General features: G+C 66.9%; 16 protein-coding genes. 7 read left to right on the top strand and 9 right to left on the bottom strand.

Annotated elements, in window-relative coordinates; translation table 11 throughout:
* Positions 1–16: 16 nt before the first annotated feature.
* A complete protein-coding gene (locus KK131_RS11475) occupies positions 17–502 on the top strand; it encodes a hypothetical protein (RefSeq protein ID WP_214556871.1) in 486 nt (161 codons plus the stop codon).
* A gap of 116 nt (positions 503–618) precedes the next feature.
* The gene (locus KK131_RS11470; RefSeq protein ID WP_214556870.1) at positions 619–1,716 is read left to right on the top strand and encodes a phospholipase A; all 1,098 of its coding nucleotides are present in this window, start codon (positions 619–621) and stop codon (positions 1,714–1,716) included.
* A gap of 85 nt (positions 1,717–1,801) precedes the next feature.
* Here KK131_RS11470 and KK131_RS11465 read toward each other — a convergent pair whose 3' ends face one another.
* Together KK131_RS11465 and KK131_RS11460 are read right to left on the bottom strand one after the other, a co-directional pair.
* On the bottom strand, positions 1,802–2,284 hold the full coding sequence (locus tag KK131_RS11465) for a peptidylprolyl isomerase (protein ID WP_214556869.1): 483 nt from the start codon (positions 2,282–2,284) through the stop codon (positions 1,802–1,804).
* Positions 2,285–2,440: 156 nt separating this feature from the next.
* The gene (locus KK131_RS11460; RefSeq protein WP_214556868.1) at positions 2,441–2,926 is read right to left on the bottom strand and encodes a glutathione peroxidase; all 486 of its coding nucleotides are present in this window, start codon (positions 2,924–2,926) and stop codon (positions 2,441–2,443) included.
* A 99-nt stretch (positions 2,927–3,025) separates the two neighbouring features.
* Here KK131_RS11460 and KK131_RS11455 point away from each other — a divergent pair, with 99 nt between their 5' ends.
* The 3 genes from KK131_RS11455 to KK131_RS11445 all read left to right on the top strand — a co-directional run bounded on the left by KK131_RS11455 (position 3,026) and on the right by KK131_RS11445 (position 5,732).
* Entirely contained in the window at positions 3,026–4,036 is a 1,011-nt protein-coding gene (locus KK131_RS11455; RefSeq protein WP_214556867.1) for a methionine ABC transporter ATP-binding protein, read from the top strand.
* The gene (locus tag KK131_RS11450; protein WP_214556866.1) at positions 4,033–4,710 is read left to right on the top strand and encodes a methionine ABC transporter permease; all 678 of its coding nucleotides are present in this window, start codon (positions 4,033–4,035) and stop codon (positions 4,708–4,710) included. Before KK131_RS11455 ends, KK131_RS11450 begins: the two co-directional genes overlap by 4 nt.
* 227 nt (positions 4,711–4,937) lie before the next feature.
* Positions 4,938–5,732, top strand: a complete 795-nt coding sequence (locus KK131_RS11445; protein ID WP_214556865.1) for a MetQ/NlpA family ABC transporter substrate-binding protein — start codon at positions 4,938–4,940, stop codon at positions 5,730–5,732.
* 10 nt (positions 5,733–5,742) lie between these two features.
* Here KK131_RS11445 and pncB read toward each other — a convergent pair whose 3' ends face one another.
* Positions 5,743–6,927 carry a nicotinate phosphoribosyltransferase gene (pncB, locus tag KK131_RS11440; RefSeq protein WP_214556864.1) on the bottom strand — a complete coding sequence of 395 codons (1,185 nt, stop codon included), beginning with the start codon at positions 6,925–6,927 and terminating at the stop codon, positions 5,743–5,745.
* Positions 6,928–7,263: 336 nt separating this feature from the next.
* Between pncB and KK131_RS11435 the strand changes: the two genes are divergently transcribed.
* Positions 7,264–8,073, top strand: a complete 810-nt coding sequence (locus KK131_RS11435; RefSeq protein ID WP_214556863.1) for a cytochrome c — start codon at positions 7,264–7,266, stop codon at positions 8,071–8,073.
* A gap of 56 nt (positions 8,074–8,129) precedes the next feature.
* On the opposite strand, the gene KK131_RS11430 is transcribed toward KK131_RS11435, so the two are convergent.
* The 4 genes from KK131_RS11430 to KK131_RS11415 all read right to left on the bottom strand — a co-directional run bounded on the left by KK131_RS11430 (position 8,130) and on the right by KK131_RS11415 (position 11,120).
* On the bottom strand, positions 8,130–9,146 hold the full coding sequence (locus tag KK131_RS11430; protein ID WP_345777256.1) for an aminopeptidase: 1,017 nt from the start codon (positions 9,144–9,146) through the stop codon (positions 8,130–8,132).
* 78 nt (positions 9,147–9,224) lie between these two features.
* Positions 9,225–9,635, bottom strand: a complete 411-nt coding sequence (locus KK131_RS11425; RefSeq protein WP_214556861.1) for a hypothetical protein — start codon at positions 9,633–9,635, stop codon at positions 9,225–9,227.
* 147 nt (positions 9,636–9,782) lie between these two features.
* Positions 9,783–10,421, bottom strand: coding sequence for a histone H1-like repetitive region-containing protein (locus KK131_RS11420; protein WP_214556860.1), 639 nt, complete (start codon positions 10,419–10,421; stop codon positions 9,783–9,785).
* A gap of 90 nt (positions 10,422–10,511) precedes the next feature.
* The gene (locus KK131_RS11415; RefSeq protein ID WP_214556859.1) at positions 10,512–11,120 is read right to left on the bottom strand and encodes a rhomboid family intramembrane serine protease; all 609 of its coding nucleotides are present in this window, start codon (positions 11,118–11,120) and stop codon (positions 10,512–10,514) included.
* 201 nt (positions 11,121–11,321) lie between these two features.
* On the opposite strand from KK131_RS11415, the gene KK131_RS11410 reads away from it, so the two are divergent.
* Positions 11,322–12,200, top strand: a complete 879-nt coding sequence (locus KK131_RS11410) for a PhzF family phenazine biosynthesis protein (RefSeq protein WP_214556858.1) — start codon at positions 11,322–11,324, stop codon at positions 12,198–12,200.
* A gap of 13 nt (positions 12,201–12,213) precedes the next feature.
* Here the strand turns inward: KK131_RS11410 and KK131_RS11405 are convergent, their stop codons facing one another.
* Both KK131_RS11405 and KK131_RS11400 read right to left on the bottom strand, forming a co-directional pair.
* Positions 12,214–13,098, bottom strand: coding sequence for an NAD(P)-dependent oxidoreductase (locus KK131_RS11405; RefSeq protein WP_214556857.1), 885 nt, complete (start codon positions 13,096–13,098; stop codon positions 12,214–12,216).
* 84 nt (positions 13,099–13,182) lie between these two features.
* Positions 13,183–14,361 carry an NAD(P)/FAD-dependent oxidoreductase gene (locus tag KK131_RS11400; protein WP_214556856.1) on the bottom strand — a complete coding sequence of 393 codons (1,179 nt, stop codon included), beginning with the start codon at positions 14,359–14,361 and terminating at the stop codon, positions 13,183–13,185.
* Positions 14,362–14,387 lie beyond the last annotated feature (26 nt).

Raw genomic sequence — 14,387 nt, 5'->3', positions numbered from 1 at the left:
CTGGCATGGAGTACCCATGATGAAATCCCGCAAGCCGCTATTGACCGTCCTAGCCGCCGGCACCTTGCTGTTCGCCGGCAGCCTGATCGCGCAGCAGGACATGCCGCCGCAGACTCCTGCTCCCCCCACGGACACGGCACCGCAGCCGCAACCACAACCAGTCCCGCAAACACCTCCGGCATCACCGGCACCGGCGCAATCGGACATGCCGGCGACGACGCCGCCAGTTCCGCCGTCAGCCAGCACGGCGGCCGCACCGCCGACCGGCCAGGTCGAGATGAACACGCCGGCAGGCGAACTCAGCGTGCGCTCGAGCATGCCGCCGCCTCCGCCGGCCGGTCCGGCGCCCGCTTTCGAGCAGTTGTCCGGCGGCGGAAAATACATCACCGAGGACCAAGCTTCGGCCTATCCACTGCTCGCCAACGACTTCATCTATGCCGATCACAACCGCGACGGCCGGATCAGCAAGAGCGAGTACGCGCGCTGGACCGCAGGCAAATAGGTCCGCGCGCAGCAAAACGCCGGCCGCACATGCGGCCGGCGTTTTCACGCGCCAGTCAGCGTCGCCCATGACCGCTCCGCTAGACTGGCCCGCCGCCCTGCCAGAAACTTTTCCCCATGAAGCGATCGACTGCGGCCGTCCTCCTGGCCTTGTCCGCCGGCACCCTGGCCACCGCCGCGCACGCGCAGAACCCGGACCCCACCGACATCCGCGCCTGCACCGCCATCGAGAGCGACGCCCAACGGCTGGCCTGCTACGACCATGCGACCGGCCGGGTCAACCTGCCGATCGCGCAGAAGCGGGTGGACGAGACGACCACCACGCCGAGCATCTTCAGCCGCGACCGCCAGAAGACGTCCAGTGCCGGCGTGGAACCCAACAGCGAAGTGGCCACGCCGCTGTCGCTGCTCGACAGCCGCTGGGAACTGTCGCCGGAAAGCAAGCTCGGCACCTACAACATCCGCGGCTACAAGCCGGTGTACGTGCTGCCGGCCTTCCTCACCAGCAACCAGAACAACCAGCCGCACAGCCCGAACCCGAACAATACGGTGACGGACCGGGGCGAGCAGTTGGACAACGTCGAGGCGAAATTCCAGCTCAGCCTGAAGGCCAAGGTGTGGCAGGGCGTATTCGGCGACGCCGGCGACCTGTGGGTGAGCTACACCCAGTCCTCGCGCTGGCAGGTCTACAACTCGCAGCTGTCGCGCCCGTTCCGTGAAACCGATTACGAGCCCGAGGCGATGCTGGTGTTCAACACCCACTATCAGGTATTGGGCTGGGATGGGCGGATGCTCGGCATCGGCCTCAACCACCAGTCCAACGGCCGCAGCGATCCACTGTCGCGCAGCTGGAACCGGGTGATCGCCAACGTCGGCTTCGAGCGCGACGGCTGGACCTTGATGCTGCGCCCGTGGTGGCGTGTCCCGGAAGCACGCAGCGACGACAACAACCCCGACATCGGCAACTACATGGGCCGCGCCGAAATGCAGGTCGTGCACGAGTGGCGCGGCCAGGAATTCGGCATGCTGCTGCGCCACTCCCTGCGCGGCGGCAGCCGCAGCCACGGCTCGGCGCGCTTCAGCTGGAGCTTCCCGATGGCCGGCAACCTGCGCGGCTACATGGAAGTGTTCAAGGGCTACGGCGAAAGCCTGATCGACTACAACCACAACGCCACCTACCTGGGCCTGGGCGTGTCGCTGCTCGACTGGTATTAAGCCGGGTCGCAAACGACGAAGGCCCGGTGCAAATACCGGGCCTTCGCGTATCGACGGATCGCGGCCTGGCCGCGCCGGCGATCGATCAGTGGTGATGCCCGCCGGCGCCGTGCACGTGGCCGTGCTCCAGCTCTTCCGCGGTGGCGCCGCGCACGTCGGTCACCTCGATGGCGAAGTGCAGGGTCTTACCGGCCAGCGGGTGGTTGGCGTCGATGAAGACCACGTCGTTCTCGACCTTGGTCACGGTGACGTTGATCTGGCCTTCCGGGCCGTTGCCCTGGAACTGCATGCCGGGCTGGATGTCCTCGACGCCCTGGAACGCCGCGCGCGGCACTTCCTGCATCAGCTCTTCATGGCGCACGCCATAGCCCTCTTCGGGTGCCACGTCGGCGGTGAACTTGTCGCCGACCGCGCGGCCTTCCATCTGCTTTTCCAGGCCCGGCACGATATGGCCGCTGCCATGCAGGTAGGTCAACGGCTCGCGACCCTCGGAGCTGTCGATGACCTGGCCTTCGTCGTCGGTCAGCGTGTAGTGGAAGGCGGCAACGGAGTTCTGGGCAATCTGCATGAGGTTCTCGCGAATAGGTTCAAGTCCGCCGGCCAGGTGCCGACACGAATCGCGCAGAATACCAGAATCGCGCAAACCGGCCCGCAGACCGCGCACCGCCATGCATGCTCCGGCGGTGCCGCCGGCGAACTACCGTAAGCATTGGACGGGGCCGGATCAGCCGGCGAGCCGGGCCTGCGTGTCCTTGCCGATCTTCTCCGGCGTGTCGGTGGAGGCATAGCGCTTCACCACCTGGCCGTCCGCATCGACCAGGAACTTGGTGAAATTCCACTTGATCGACTCGCTGCCGAGGATGCCCTTGCCTTCGCTCTTCAGCCATTTGTACAGCGGATCGGCGTGCTCGCCGTTGACCTCGATCTTGGCGAACATCGGGAAGGTCACGTCGTACTGGGTGCTGCAGAAGGTCTTGATCTCGGCCTCGTCGCCGGGCTCCTGGTGGCCGAACTGGTCGCACGGAAAACCGAGCACCACCAGACCCAGGTCGCGCTGGTCCTGCCACAGCGTCTCCAGCCCCTGATACTGCGGGGTGAAGCCGCATTTGGAAGCGACGTTGACGATCAGCAGGGTCTTGCCGCGCCATTCGGCGAGCGAGCGCTGGTTGCCATCGATATCGCGAACGGTGAAATCATAGACGCTGGACATGGACGGACTCCGTCTTGATGGATCAATCCGGCAGCATACGCCATCGACCGTGATGTCCGTGGCATAGAATGGCCCACCACCCGCAAGCCAGGCTCCGTCGTGATCCGCTTCGTCGATGTCCACAAGTCCTACCGCGTCGACGGCAGGGACATTCCCGCGCTGCAGCCGTTCAGCCTCGACATCGCCGATGGCGAGGTATTCGGCATCATCGGCCTGTCCGGTGCCGGCAAATCGACGCTTATACGGCTGATCAACCTGCTCGAACGGCCCAGCGGCGGGCACATCTTCGTGGGCGACACCGAGATGACCGCGCTGGCCGAACCGGCGTTGCGCGCGCAGCGGCGCCGGATCGGCATGATCTTCCAGCACTTCAACCTGCTCGCCTCGCAGACGGTGGCGGACAACGTGGCATTCCCGCTGCGGCTGGCCGGCGAACGCGATGCCGGCGTATTGCGCGCACGCGTCGACGAGCTGCTGGCGCGGGTGGGGTTGAGCGCGCACGCCGACAAGTACCCGTCGCAGCTTTCCGGCGGCCAGAAGCAGCGCGTCGGCATCGCGCGCGCGCTGGCCAACCGGCCGTCCATCCTGCTGTGCGACGAGGCCACCAGCGCGCTCGACCCGCAGACCACCGCCTCGGTGCTGGAGCTGCTGGCCGAGATCAACCGCGAACTGAAACTCACCATCGTGCTGATCACCCACGAGATGGACGTGGTGCGCCGCGTGTGCGATCGCGTGGCGGTGCTCGACGCCGGCGCGATCGTGGAGCGCGGGGCGGTGGCCGACGTGTTCCTGCACCCGCAGCATCCCACCACCAAGCGCTTCGTCAACGAGGCGTTGCCCGAGGAAGCGGCCAGCGAGCTGGCGCCGTTCGCGCGGGTACCCGGACGCATCCTGCGCCTGAGTTTCCGCGGCGACGCCACGCTGACGCCGGCACTCGGCCGCGTCGCCCGCGAGACCGGCGTGGAGTTCAATATCCTCGCCGGCCGCATCGACCGCATCAAGGACCTGCCCTACGGCCAGCTCACCCTGGCGATGCAGGGCGAACGGGTGGACGCCGCGCTGGCCGCGCTGCGCGAAGCCGGCATCGAGATCGAGGAGTTGCACCGATGAGCCCGCTGCAGAAACTCTTTCCGAACATCGACGACTGGGGCGAGATCGGCCGCGCCTGCATCGACACCCTGCTGATGCTGGGCGGCTCGCTCGCGCTCACCGTGCTGATCGGCCTGCCGCTGGGCGTGCTGCTGTACCTCACCGGCAAGGGCCAGCTGCGGCCGATGCCGAAGCTCTATGCGGTCACTTCGCTGCTGGTGAACATCCTGCGCTCGGTGCCGTTCATCATCCTGATGATCGTGCTGATGCCGGTCACCTATGCCCTGGTCGGCACCAAGCTGGGCATCCGCGGCGCGATCCCGCCGCTGGTGATCGGCGCGGCGCCGTTCTTCGCGCGGCTGGTGGAGACCGCGCTGCGCGAGGTGCAGCAGGGCGTGATCGAGGCCAGCCAGGCGATGGGCGCCAGCCTGTGGCAGATCGTGCGCCACGTCTTGCTGCCGGAAGCCCGCGGCGGCCTGTTCGCCGGCATCACGGTCACCGCGATCGCGCTGGTCGGCTATACCGCGATGGGCGGCGCGATCGGCTCGGGCGGCCTGGGCGACCTGGCCTACCGCTACGGCTACCTGAGCTACAAGTCCGATTACATGCTGGTCACCGTGGTGCTGCTGATCGTGCTGGTGCAGCTGTTGCAGATGGCCGGCGACCACATCGTGACGCGTTATAAGCAACGCTGATTTGGTTATTTGCGTTTGGCGGCACGGGCGGCCTAGTTTCGTTGACCGCCCATGAGAATCGCCGCCATGAGATTGCTGCTCGCCGCCGTCGCCGCCACCCTGGCCCTGCTCCTGCTGGCCGGCTACGCCGCGCCGAAATCGTGACGCACCGAGAGCCGTACTTTTCCCATGTTTGTATTTGGCAGTATAGACGGCTTATTATTGTGCGCCGCACAAGTGAATCCGCCATGAAACTGCTGCTTGCCTCCCTCGCCCTGACCCTGCTGTTGCTTGCCGGCTGCTCCGGCTCCGGCAAGCAGGACGACAACGTCCTCACCGTGGCCGCCACCGCGGTGCCGCACGCGGAAATCCTCAAGCAGGCCAAGCCGCTGCTGGCGAAGGAAGGCGTGGAGCTGCAGGTCAAGGTGTTCGCCGACTACGTGCAGCCGAACACCCAGGTAGCCGAAAAGAACATCGACCTGAACTACTTCCAGACCAAGCCCTACCTGGATGCGTTCAACCGCGAGCGCGGCACCCGGCTCACCATCGTCACCGGCGTGCACATCGAGCCGTTCGGCGCGTATTCGCACAAGTACAAGAGCATCGATCAGCTGCCCGACGGCGCCAGCGTGACGCTGCCGAACGATCCCAGCAACAACAGCCGCGCGCTGTTGCTGCTGGCGAAACACGGCCTGATCGCGCTAAAGGATCCAACCGACGAGATGGCCACGCTGAAGGACGTCACCGCGAATCCGAAACACCTGAAGTTCCGCGAGCTGGAAGCGGCGATGCTGCCGCGCACATTGGACGAGGTCGACCTGGCGCTGATCAACACCAACTACGCGCTGGCCGCCGGACTGAATCCCACCAAAGACGCGTTGCTGATCGAGAGCAAGGACTCGCCCTACGTGAACTACCTGGTCGGCCGCCCCGACAACCAGAACGACCCGCGCGTGCGGAAACTGGCCCGGGTGCTGAACAGTCCGCAGATCAAGGCGTTCATCGAGCGGAAATACCACGGCGCCGTGCTGCCGGCGTTCTGACGATGCGCTCTCACCCCTGCGTTGCGGGGATCTGGAACACCTGGCGAAGATACGCCACGTAGGCCCCGTCCTCGCACATGTTCTTGCCCGGCGAGTCGCTCAACTTGGCCACCGGCTGGCCGTTGCAGCGGATCATCTTGATCACGATATTGAGCGGCGCGGGCCCCACGTCGTTGGTGAGGTTGGTGCCCACGCCGAACGCGAGCTGGCAACGGCCGCGGAAGTGCGCGTACAGCTGCATCACCTTGGGGATGTCCAGCCCGTCGCTGAACACCAGCACCTTGCTGCGCGGATCGACCCGGTTCGCGCGATAGTGCGCCAGCACCTTCTCGCCCCAGGCGAACGGATCGCCGGAGTCGTGGCGGGTGCCGTCGAACAGCTTGCAGAAGTACATGTCGAAATCGCGCAGGAACGCGTCCAGCCCGTACACGTCCGACAGCGCGATGCCGAGGTCGCCGCGATACTCCTTCGACCACGCTTCCAGCGCCGCCACCTGCGAGTCGCGCAGGCGCGGACCCAGCGCCTGGTGCGCCTGCAGGTATTCGTGCGCCAGCGTGCCCAGCGGAGTCAGGTCGAGCTTGCGCGCCAGCCACACGTTGCTGGTGCCGGCCAGTTGCTCGCCCAATCCCTCGCGCAACACGGTCACCACCTTTTCCTGCCACGCCCGCGAGTAGCGCCGGCGCGTGCCGTAGTCGGCAATCTTGCAGCCGGCGTAGTCCGGCGTGTCGCGCAGCAACGCGATCTTCGCCTGCAACCGCCGGTGTCCCTCGGCCAGGTCGAGGCCCTCGCTGGTGTTGCGGAAGTACACCTCGTTGACGATCGCCAGCAGCGGCACCTCGAACAGGATGGTGTGCAGCCACGGCCCGCGGATGCGGATCTCGATCTCGCCGTTGGCCGCTGTGGCCGGCGCGATCTCCACGTATTTCTCGTTGAGCTGGAACAGCCCCAGGAAATCCACGAAATCGCTCTTGATGAAGCGCCAGGTACGCAGGTAGTCGAGCTCGTCCGGTGCGAAACGCAGCTGGCACAAAGCCCTCAGCTCGGCGCGGATCTCGTCGATGTACGGCACCAGGTCGATGCCGGGCGTACGGCACTTGAAGCGGTACTCGACCTGGGCAGCCGGATACTGGTGCAGCACCACCTGCATCATCGAGAACTTGTACAGGTCGGTGTCGAGCAGCGAATCGATGATCATCAGTAACCCGTGCGGGAACAGGATGGAGCATTATCCACGCGAACCGTGCGGCTTGTTTTGCGCAAAAAAAAAACCCCATCAGCCAGGGGAGGACTGATGGAGTTTGTCAGGCGGCATCCAGGGGAGGAAATGCCGGCCCCTCAGTGACACGGTGTATTGCGCCACTTCCTGTCGCCATCACGGCGATACACATGGTTAGTGTGGCTGGCGGCGCGTGAGTTCAACGTGCATGCCGAAATTTGTTCAGCTTCCCGACAGGCTTGCTGCAACGGTGCGGGCGGAAACCGTTCGGGTATCCATCACCTACAATTTCTTTACTTCCATGCGGAATCGACCATGAAGCTGTTCGCCATATGCTTGCTCGTGTCGTGCCTGGTGCTGCCCGCGACGGCCGCGCAGCTGAAGGTCGACCTCGGCCATGGCGTCATCACCTATCGCACCGAAACCCTGCTCAAGCGCCGCGATGCGCAGGCGATCAGCGTGCCCGGCGATGTCGCGTTCCACCGCACGATGCACTACCGCGCCGTGCCGCTGGCCACCCTGCTCGAAGGCATCGGTCCCGGCGATCACCTGCAGTTCGTCGCGGGCGATGGCTTCGCCGCCGAGATTCCCGCCGCCTTGTTGATGAATACGCAAGGCAGCGAAGCGTGGCTGGCGATCGAGGACCCGTCCCGGCCCTGGCCCGCGCTGGACAAGAACCGCGGCAGCGCCGGGCCGTTCTACGTGGTGTGGACCCGGCCGCAAGCCGCCCGCGTGGGCCCGGAACAATGGCCGTACCAGCTGGCCCGTATCCGCAAGCTGAGTGGCGTGGCCGAACGCTTCCCGGCGATCCTGCCCGATCCTTCGCTGCCGGCGGACAGCGAAGTGCAACGCGGTTTCGCCGTTTTCCAACGCACCTGCTTCGCCTGCCACACGCTCAACGGCGAGGGCGATTCGAAGCTCGGCCCGGACTTGAACCTCCCGCACAACCCCACCGAATACCTGCGTGCCGACCTGTTGCGCGCCTTCATCCGCAACCCGCAGTCGCTGCGGCAATGGCCGCAGGCGAAAATGCAGGGGTTCGACACGCACGCGCTGTCCGACGCCGATCTCGACGCCGTGCTGGCCTATCTGCGGCACATGGCCGGGCGCAAGCCGGGGCACTGAACATCGGGCGCCATGCGCGTGATCACGCTCTGCCTTTCGACGTCACGAGAGCCAGGTCAAGGGCGTTGCTGCAGCAGCGCCTGCAGCATCCGTTCGCGCTGCGCTCTCGGCTCGCGCGCCAGCTTGCGCACGCTGGCGTAGAACGCCGGCCAGCGGCGCCCGGCACGCTGGAACAACGCGGCGAACGCCGGCGTCCATCGATCGTACAGGCCGAACGGCAACAGCCGCGCATTGTTGATCGGCATGGCGACCCAGGCGTCGTAGCGATGATCGTCCGGCCAGTCGCGGTCGCGCCATTGCGCGTAGCGGGTACGAAACGCGGCGATCTCGCGCTGCTTGCCGGCCTCCATCGCCGGCTCGTCCACGCCGCTGGCGTAGAGGGTTTGCAGGCGGGCGCGTAGGTCCAGCACCTGCCGGGTGAAGCCGTCACCCATCGCCCGGGCATGCTCGTCCGGCGGCGGCAGGCCGCACGACCGGCGCCATTCGCGCAGGCCTTCGGTCTGCACGAACGTCGCGAAGGATTCGTTGAATGCGGTGTCGCCCTTCACGTAGATCAGCTGGTGCGCCAGCTCGTGGAAGATCGTGCCGTCCAGTTCGTCGTCGTCCCAGCGCAGCATGCTCGACAGGATCGGATCGGCAAACCATCCCAGCGTGGAATACGCCGGCACGCTGCCGATCCAGACATCGTCGCCGCGCGCGCGCAGGCGTGCCGCATCCGCCTGCGCATCGGCTTCCCTGAACCAGCCGCGATAGGCGACACAGCCGGCGACCGGAAAGCACTGCGGCACGGCCTGCACCGAAAAGCGCGGCGTGGCGAACACGTTCCACACCACGTACGGCCGATCCAGCGCGACATAACCGGTATAGCTGCGGTTGTCCGGCAGGGCCAGCCGCTGCGAGGCGAAGCGGCGCGCCTGCTGAGCCTGCCGCAGGCGCGCGGCGAGCTTCGGGTCGGTGGCCGGGTCGCGCACCAGCTTGCTCACCGCGCGCCGATGCACGATCAGCTCGCCCTGCCCGTGCGCCGCCTGCGCGTAATAGCGCAGGCTGCCGCAGGCGCACAGCAAAAGGCCCACCGCCGCGATGACGATGAGCCTTGCAATACGGGTGCGTGGTGGCACGAATCCGGGCATCCCCCGATTGTGCCTCAAGCCTCAGTCGCGATGATCGCGATCGCCGCCGCGGGAGCTGCGCTGGCCGTGACGGCGATAGTCGCCGCGACCATCGCCGTGGCCCCGCCACTGGCCGGCATGGCCACGGTAGTCGCGATGGCCGCGGTAGCCATCATGCCGATAACGCGAGCCGCCGTACCACACGCTGCTGACGCCCACGCTCACGCCGGGCGCATAGCAGCAGCCGTAGTAGCCGCCGTAATAGCCATCGTAGTAGCCCGGATAGCCATCGTAGTAACCCGGCGCCACGTAATAGGCGCTGCCGCCGTCGCCATAGTAGGCGTCGCCGCTGTAGCCGGAGCCGCGGACATAGCTGTAGCCCGGGTCGTAGTAACAGCCCGACAACGCCGCGGCAGCGACGATCAGCACGAGACTGGGCAACAGGCGTTTCATGATCCGTCTCCATCGGGGAGTTGCGATATCACGCTAGGCCGTGGTGCTTGAACGCGCACTGAGTTCCGGCGTGCCGCCCGCCGTCGTTTACCCGCCAGCCATGTATCGCCGCCGCACGGCTCCGGCCATGGAGCCTGCGACCGGCCATCAACCCTTGCGCTTGCTCTGCTCGCCACGTTCCGGTGCCAGCACGCGCGCATCGCTGCCTTCGCCGCCGCCTGAACCGGCTATTGGCGGGCGCAGCTCCATGTTTCCCGACCCCGGCGGGGCCAGGTTGGCATCCGGCCAGCTGGGTCCCTGTCTCACCCGCTCCTGCTTGGCCTCCAGCAAAGCCTGGATCTTCGCCACAGCGTCTTCCTGGCTGATGTGCTGGATCGGCGCTTCCACCGGCGGGCGTCTGCGCGGGGCCGGCTTTCGCGCGGCGGCGGGGCGGCCGGCAGGCTTTGCCAGCGATTTCTTCGCGACCGGTTTTGCTGCCGCGGCCTTCCGGATTGCGACCGGCTTCGCCACCGGCTTCTTCGCAGCCACCTTCTTTGCAGCGACCTTCCTGGCCACGGTCTTCTTCGCCACCGCCTTCTTTGTCGCGGCCTTCCCGGCTGCGGGTTTCCGTGCGGCCGGCTTCCTGGTCGCGGACTTCTTCGCAGCGACTTTCTTCGCCGGGGCCTTCTTCACCGCCGCCTTGCGCGGCGCGGACTTCTTCGCGGCTGATTTTCCGGCGGGCGCCTTTTTGGCGGTTGCTCTCTTTGCCGCGGACTTCTTCGCAGCCGACTTGCGGGTCGTAGCCATGCGTTCGTTCTCCTGCGGTGGGTCGATGGAACCTCGCCCAGTATGCTCGCCCCGGCCGCGGCGGGCATTACGCAGCGCAGGAAACGTTCATCATCGGAAACTGGGCTGCATCAGCGCATTGAGGAAATGCGGCAGCACCCGCGGCTCCGCCAGCACGGTGAAGATCACGCCGTACGCCGCGCCCCACAGGTGCGCGCTGTGGTTGACGTTGCCCTGCCCGCGCCGATCCATGTAGATCGAGTAGCCGGTGTACAGCACCGCGTAGACGATCGCCGGCATCGGAATCACCAGCACGATGATCCGCGACCACGGCGCCAGCAGGATGAAGGCGAACAGCACCGCCGACACCGCGCCCGAGGCGCCGAGGCTGCGGTAATCCGGATTGTTGCGGTTCTTCAGGTAGGTCGGCAGGATCGAGATCACCAGGCCGCCGATATAGAACAGCGCGAAGCCGAACGGCCCCATGCGCGAGGTGAAGAAGCTCTCCATCACCCGGCCGAAGAAGAACAGCGTGAACATGTTGAACAGCAGATGGCCGAAGTCCGCATGCACCACGCCGTAGGTCACCAGCCGGTGGTACTCGCGCTGGCGGGCGATCGCCGGCGGCCACAGGATCAGGTCGTTCATCAGGCGGCTGTTCTTGAACGCCATGAACGAAACGATGCAGGTGATGGCGATGATGACCAGGGTGATCGGCATAGACGATTCCGCGTCGGGCAGCAAAAACGCACATCTTGGCGCCGCAGCCGCAGCTTGTCGACTTTCCGTCGGCGCAATTGCCAGCCTGCCGGCGCTTATGCCTCGCCGCCGCCTCGATATTCCGAAAGGTCACTGCCCGGATCCGCGGCAGGCGGCTATCATTCGGCGTTTTAGGCGGCCGCCAGCCGCCCGATGGATCCCATGACTTCGCTCCGCTATCTGCATCTGGACGTCTTTGCCGCCACCCTTGGCGGCGGCAATCATCTCGGCGTGGTGATCGGCGCGGACGACTGGAGCAGCGCGGCGATGCAGCGCTTCGCGCGCTGGACGGCGCTGGTCGAGACCACCTTCCTGCTGCCGCCGACCGATCCGCGGGCCAGCTACCGCGTGCGCATCTTCACTCCGCACAAGGAAATCCCGTTTGCCGGCCATCCCAGCATCGGCAGCGCGCACGCCGCGCTGGAATGCGGCCTGGCCCAGCCGCTCGATGGCCTGTTGTGGCAGGAATGCGGCGCCGGCGTGCTGCCGATCCGCGTCGAAGGCAACGGCACCGGCCGCGAACTGTTGCTGCAGTCGCCCGGCGAACGCGTGCTGGATACCGGCCGCGACGCCCATCCGTTGCTGGCGGCCACGCTGGCCGGCACCGAACTGGGCGTGCTGCCGCCGGCGCTGGTCGACGGCGGGCGGCGCTGGTGGCTGGCCGAGACAGCAGACGAAGCCAGCCTGCGCGCGTGGCAACCCGACCACGCGGCGATCGCCGCATTGGCCCGGGCCAGCGACAGCATGGGACTGTGCGCGTTCGCGAGAAGCGGTCACCCCGGCTACCAGCTGGTGGTGCGCGCGTTTCCGTCCGGTGTCGGCATCGTCGAGGACCCCGCTTCCGGCGCAGCCAACGGACTGATCGCCGCGTATATCGTGCACGCCGAACCGCACGGCCCGCTGGCCCATGGCTACCGGGTCAGCCAGGGACGCGAGATCGGCCACGACGCACAACTGATCGTGCACATCGACGGCAACGCGATCTGGGTCGGCGGACGCAGCCATACGGTGATCGACGGCACGCTGGAGTGGGCGCCGTAACGCCCCGTACCGGCTATTCGCGTTCGTCCAGATGCGCCCGGCGCGCGGCAACCAGTGCCAGTGCCGACCAGTCCAGTTCCGCATCGCCGGCGGCCAGCGCCTCCAGCATGGCGTCGCGCAGCACGCCGGCAAACGGCAGCGGCACGCGCTGCACCTCCCCCGCGGCCAGCGCCAGCCCCACGTCCTTGTAGCCCAGCGGCAAGGCGAACCCGGCCGGCTTGAAACGCTGCTCGGCGATCAGCTTGCCGTAGCCCTGATAGGCGGGCGACGCAAACAAGGTGTTCGTCATCACTTCGAGAAAGTCCGCTGCACTGACGCCGTGGGCGCGCGTCAGCGCCGTCGCCTCGGCCATGCTCTCGATCGCTGCCGCCAGCATGAAGTTGCCCGCGATCTTCGCCACGTTCGCGCGCTCCGGCGCTTCGCCCAATGGCCACAGTTTGCTGCCCATCGCCTCCAGCAAGGGCCGCACGCGTTCGATGGCGGCGGGCCTGCCGGCCACCAGGATGTTGAGCTTCGCCGCAGCGGCCATGTCCGGACGGCCGAACACCGGCGCGGCGACGTATTCCAGCCCGCGCCGCTCGTGTTCGGCGGCCAGCTCCTGCGCCAGCGCCACCGAGATCGTGGCGTGGTTGACGTGCACGGTGCCGCGATCCATCGCGTCGAGCAGGCCGCCATCGAGGAACACCTCGCGCACCGCCTGGTCGTTCGCCAGCATGCTGCACAGCGCCTCGCCCTGCGCGGCGCGGTCGGCCGTCTTCGCTACCCTGGCGCCCAGCGAGGCCAGCGGCTCGGTGGCCGCGACGGAACGGTTCCACACCGTCAGCGTGTGGCCGGCCGCCAGCAAGTTGCTGGCCATGGCGCTGCCCATCGCGCCGAGGCCGATGAATCCGACTTTCATGCAGGTGTCCTCATGTCGAAACCGGCGCACAGTGAAGCACGCGGGATATTCAATCCATGCGAAATCCGCCGCGCGCGGGCAGCCTCACACGGCCTGCCCTGCCGCCTGCCCCGACGCCCATGCCCACTGGAAGTTGTAGCCGCCGAGCCAGCCGGTGACGTCGACCACCTCGCCGATGAAGTACAGCCCCGGCACCAGCTTCGATTGCATCGTGCTGGAGGACAGCCCGTCGGTGTCGACGCCGCCCAGGGTGACCTCGGCGGTGCGATAGCCTTCGGTGCCGCTGGCGGTGATCGGCCAGGCGTCGAGTTGCGCACCGATCTGGCTCAGTTCGGCGTCGCGGTACTGGCGCATCGGGCGGCTCTCGAGCCATTGCTCGCACAGACGCTGCGCCAGGCGCTTCGGCAACACGTCGCCGAGCACGGTCTTCAGTTCCGCCAGCGGCCGCGCCGCGCGCTGCTCGATCAGGTGCGCGCCAGTGTCCAGCTCCGGCAACAGGCCGATGCGCAGGTCGTCACCGGGTTTCCAGTACGAGGAAACCTGCAGGATAGCCGGGCCGCTGATGCCGCGGTGGGTGAACAGCAGACCGGCGCGAAACGACTGCTTGCCGATACGCGTCTCCACCACGGGAAGCGCCACGCCGGCGAGATCCTGGTAGTGCTCCTGGTGCTTGCCGCTCAGGGTCAGCGGCACCAGCCCGGCGCGCGTGGGCAGCACGGCGTGGCCGAACTGGCGCGCCAGTTCGTAGCCGAAACCGCTGGCGCCCATGCTGGGGATCGACAGGCCGCCCGAGGCAACCACCAGCGATTCGGCATGCACTTCGCCGCGTGCGGTATGCACGCTGAAGCCTTCCGGCGTCTTGCGTACGCGCTGCACGCCGCAGTTCGCTTCCACCGTGACGCCGGCAGCGGCGCATTCGTCCAGCAGCATGCGCACGATCTGCTTGGACGAATCGTCGCAGAACAGCTGGCCCAGTTCCTTCTCGTGATAGGCGATGCGGTGTTTCTCCACCAGCGCGATGAAATCCCACGGCGTGTAGCGCGCCAGCGCGGACTTGGCGAAATGCGGGTTCGCCGACAGGTAGTTCGCCGGCGCCGCACCCGTGTTGGTGAAATTGCAGCGCCCGCCGCCGGACATCAGGATCTTCTTGCCGACCTTGTTGGCGTGGTCGACCACCAGCACGCGGCGGCCGCGCTGGCCGGCGGGGATCGCGCACATCAGGCCCGCGGCGCCGGCGCCGATGATCAACACGTCCACTTTCACGAACCGGCATCCTCGCGCCACCACAA

Source organism: Rhodanobacter sp. LX-99, from assembly GCF_018599185.1.
In the GTDB taxonomy this organism is placed as follows: domain Bacteria; phylum Pseudomonadota; class Gammaproteobacteria; order Xanthomonadales; family Rhodanobacteraceae; genus Rhodanobacter.
This window is presented reverse-complemented; position numbering and strand designations above follow the sequence as displayed.

What these genes read in the sequence shown, in the direction of transcription:
- KK131_RS11475 (WP_214556871.1), top strand. Translation starts at nt 17, where the DNA reads ATGATGAAATCCCGCAAGCCGCTATTGACCGTCCTAGCCGCCGGCACC.
- KK131_RS11470 (WP_214556870.1), top strand. Translation starts at nt 619, where the DNA reads ATGAAGCGATCGACTGCGGCCGTCCTCCTGGCCTTGTCCGCCGGCACC.
- KK131_RS11465 (WP_214556869.1), bottom strand. Translation starts at nt 2,284, where the DNA reads ATGCAGATTGCCCAGAACTCCGTTGCCGCCTTCCACTACACGCTGACC.
- KK131_RS11460 (WP_214556868.1), bottom strand. Translation starts at nt 2,926, where the DNA reads ATGTCCAGCGTCTATGATTTCACCGTTCGCGATATCGATGGCAACCAG.
- KK131_RS11450 (WP_214556866.1), top strand. Translation starts at nt 4,033, where the DNA reads ATGAGCCCGCTGCAGAAACTCTTTCCGAACATCGACGACTGGGGCGAG.
- KK131_RS11445 (WP_214556865.1), top strand. Translation starts at nt 4,938, where the DNA reads ATGAAACTGCTGCTTGCCTCCCTCGCCCTGACCCTGCTGTTGCTTGCC.
- pncB (WP_214556864.1), bottom strand. Translation starts at nt 6,927, where the DNA reads ATGATCATCGATTCGCTGCTCGACACCGACCTGTACAAGTTCTCGATG.
- KK131_RS11435 (WP_214556863.1), top strand. Translation starts at nt 7,264, where the DNA reads ATGAAGCTGTTCGCCATATGCTTGCTCGTGTCGTGCCTGGTGCTGCCC.
- KK131_RS11425 (WP_214556861.1), bottom strand. Translation starts at nt 9,635, where the DNA reads ATGAAACGCCTGTTGCCCAGTCTCGTGCTGATCGTCGCTGCCGCGGCG.
- KK131_RS11420 (WP_214556860.1), bottom strand. Translation starts at nt 10,421, where the DNA reads ATGGCTACGACCCGCAAGTCGGCTGCGAAGAAGTCCGCGGCAAAGAGA.
- KK131_RS11415 (WP_214556859.1), bottom strand. Translation starts at nt 11,120, where the DNA reads ATGCCGATCACCCTGGTCATCATCGCCATCACCTGCATCGTTTCGTTC.
- KK131_RS11410 (WP_214556858.1), top strand. Translation starts at nt 11,322, where the DNA reads ATGACTTCGCTCCGCTATCTGCATCTGGACGTCTTTGCCGCCACCCTT.
- KK131_RS11405 (WP_214556857.1), bottom strand. Translation starts at nt 13,098, where the DNA reads ATGAAAGTCGGATTCATCGGCCTCGGCGCGATGGGCAGCGCCATGGCC.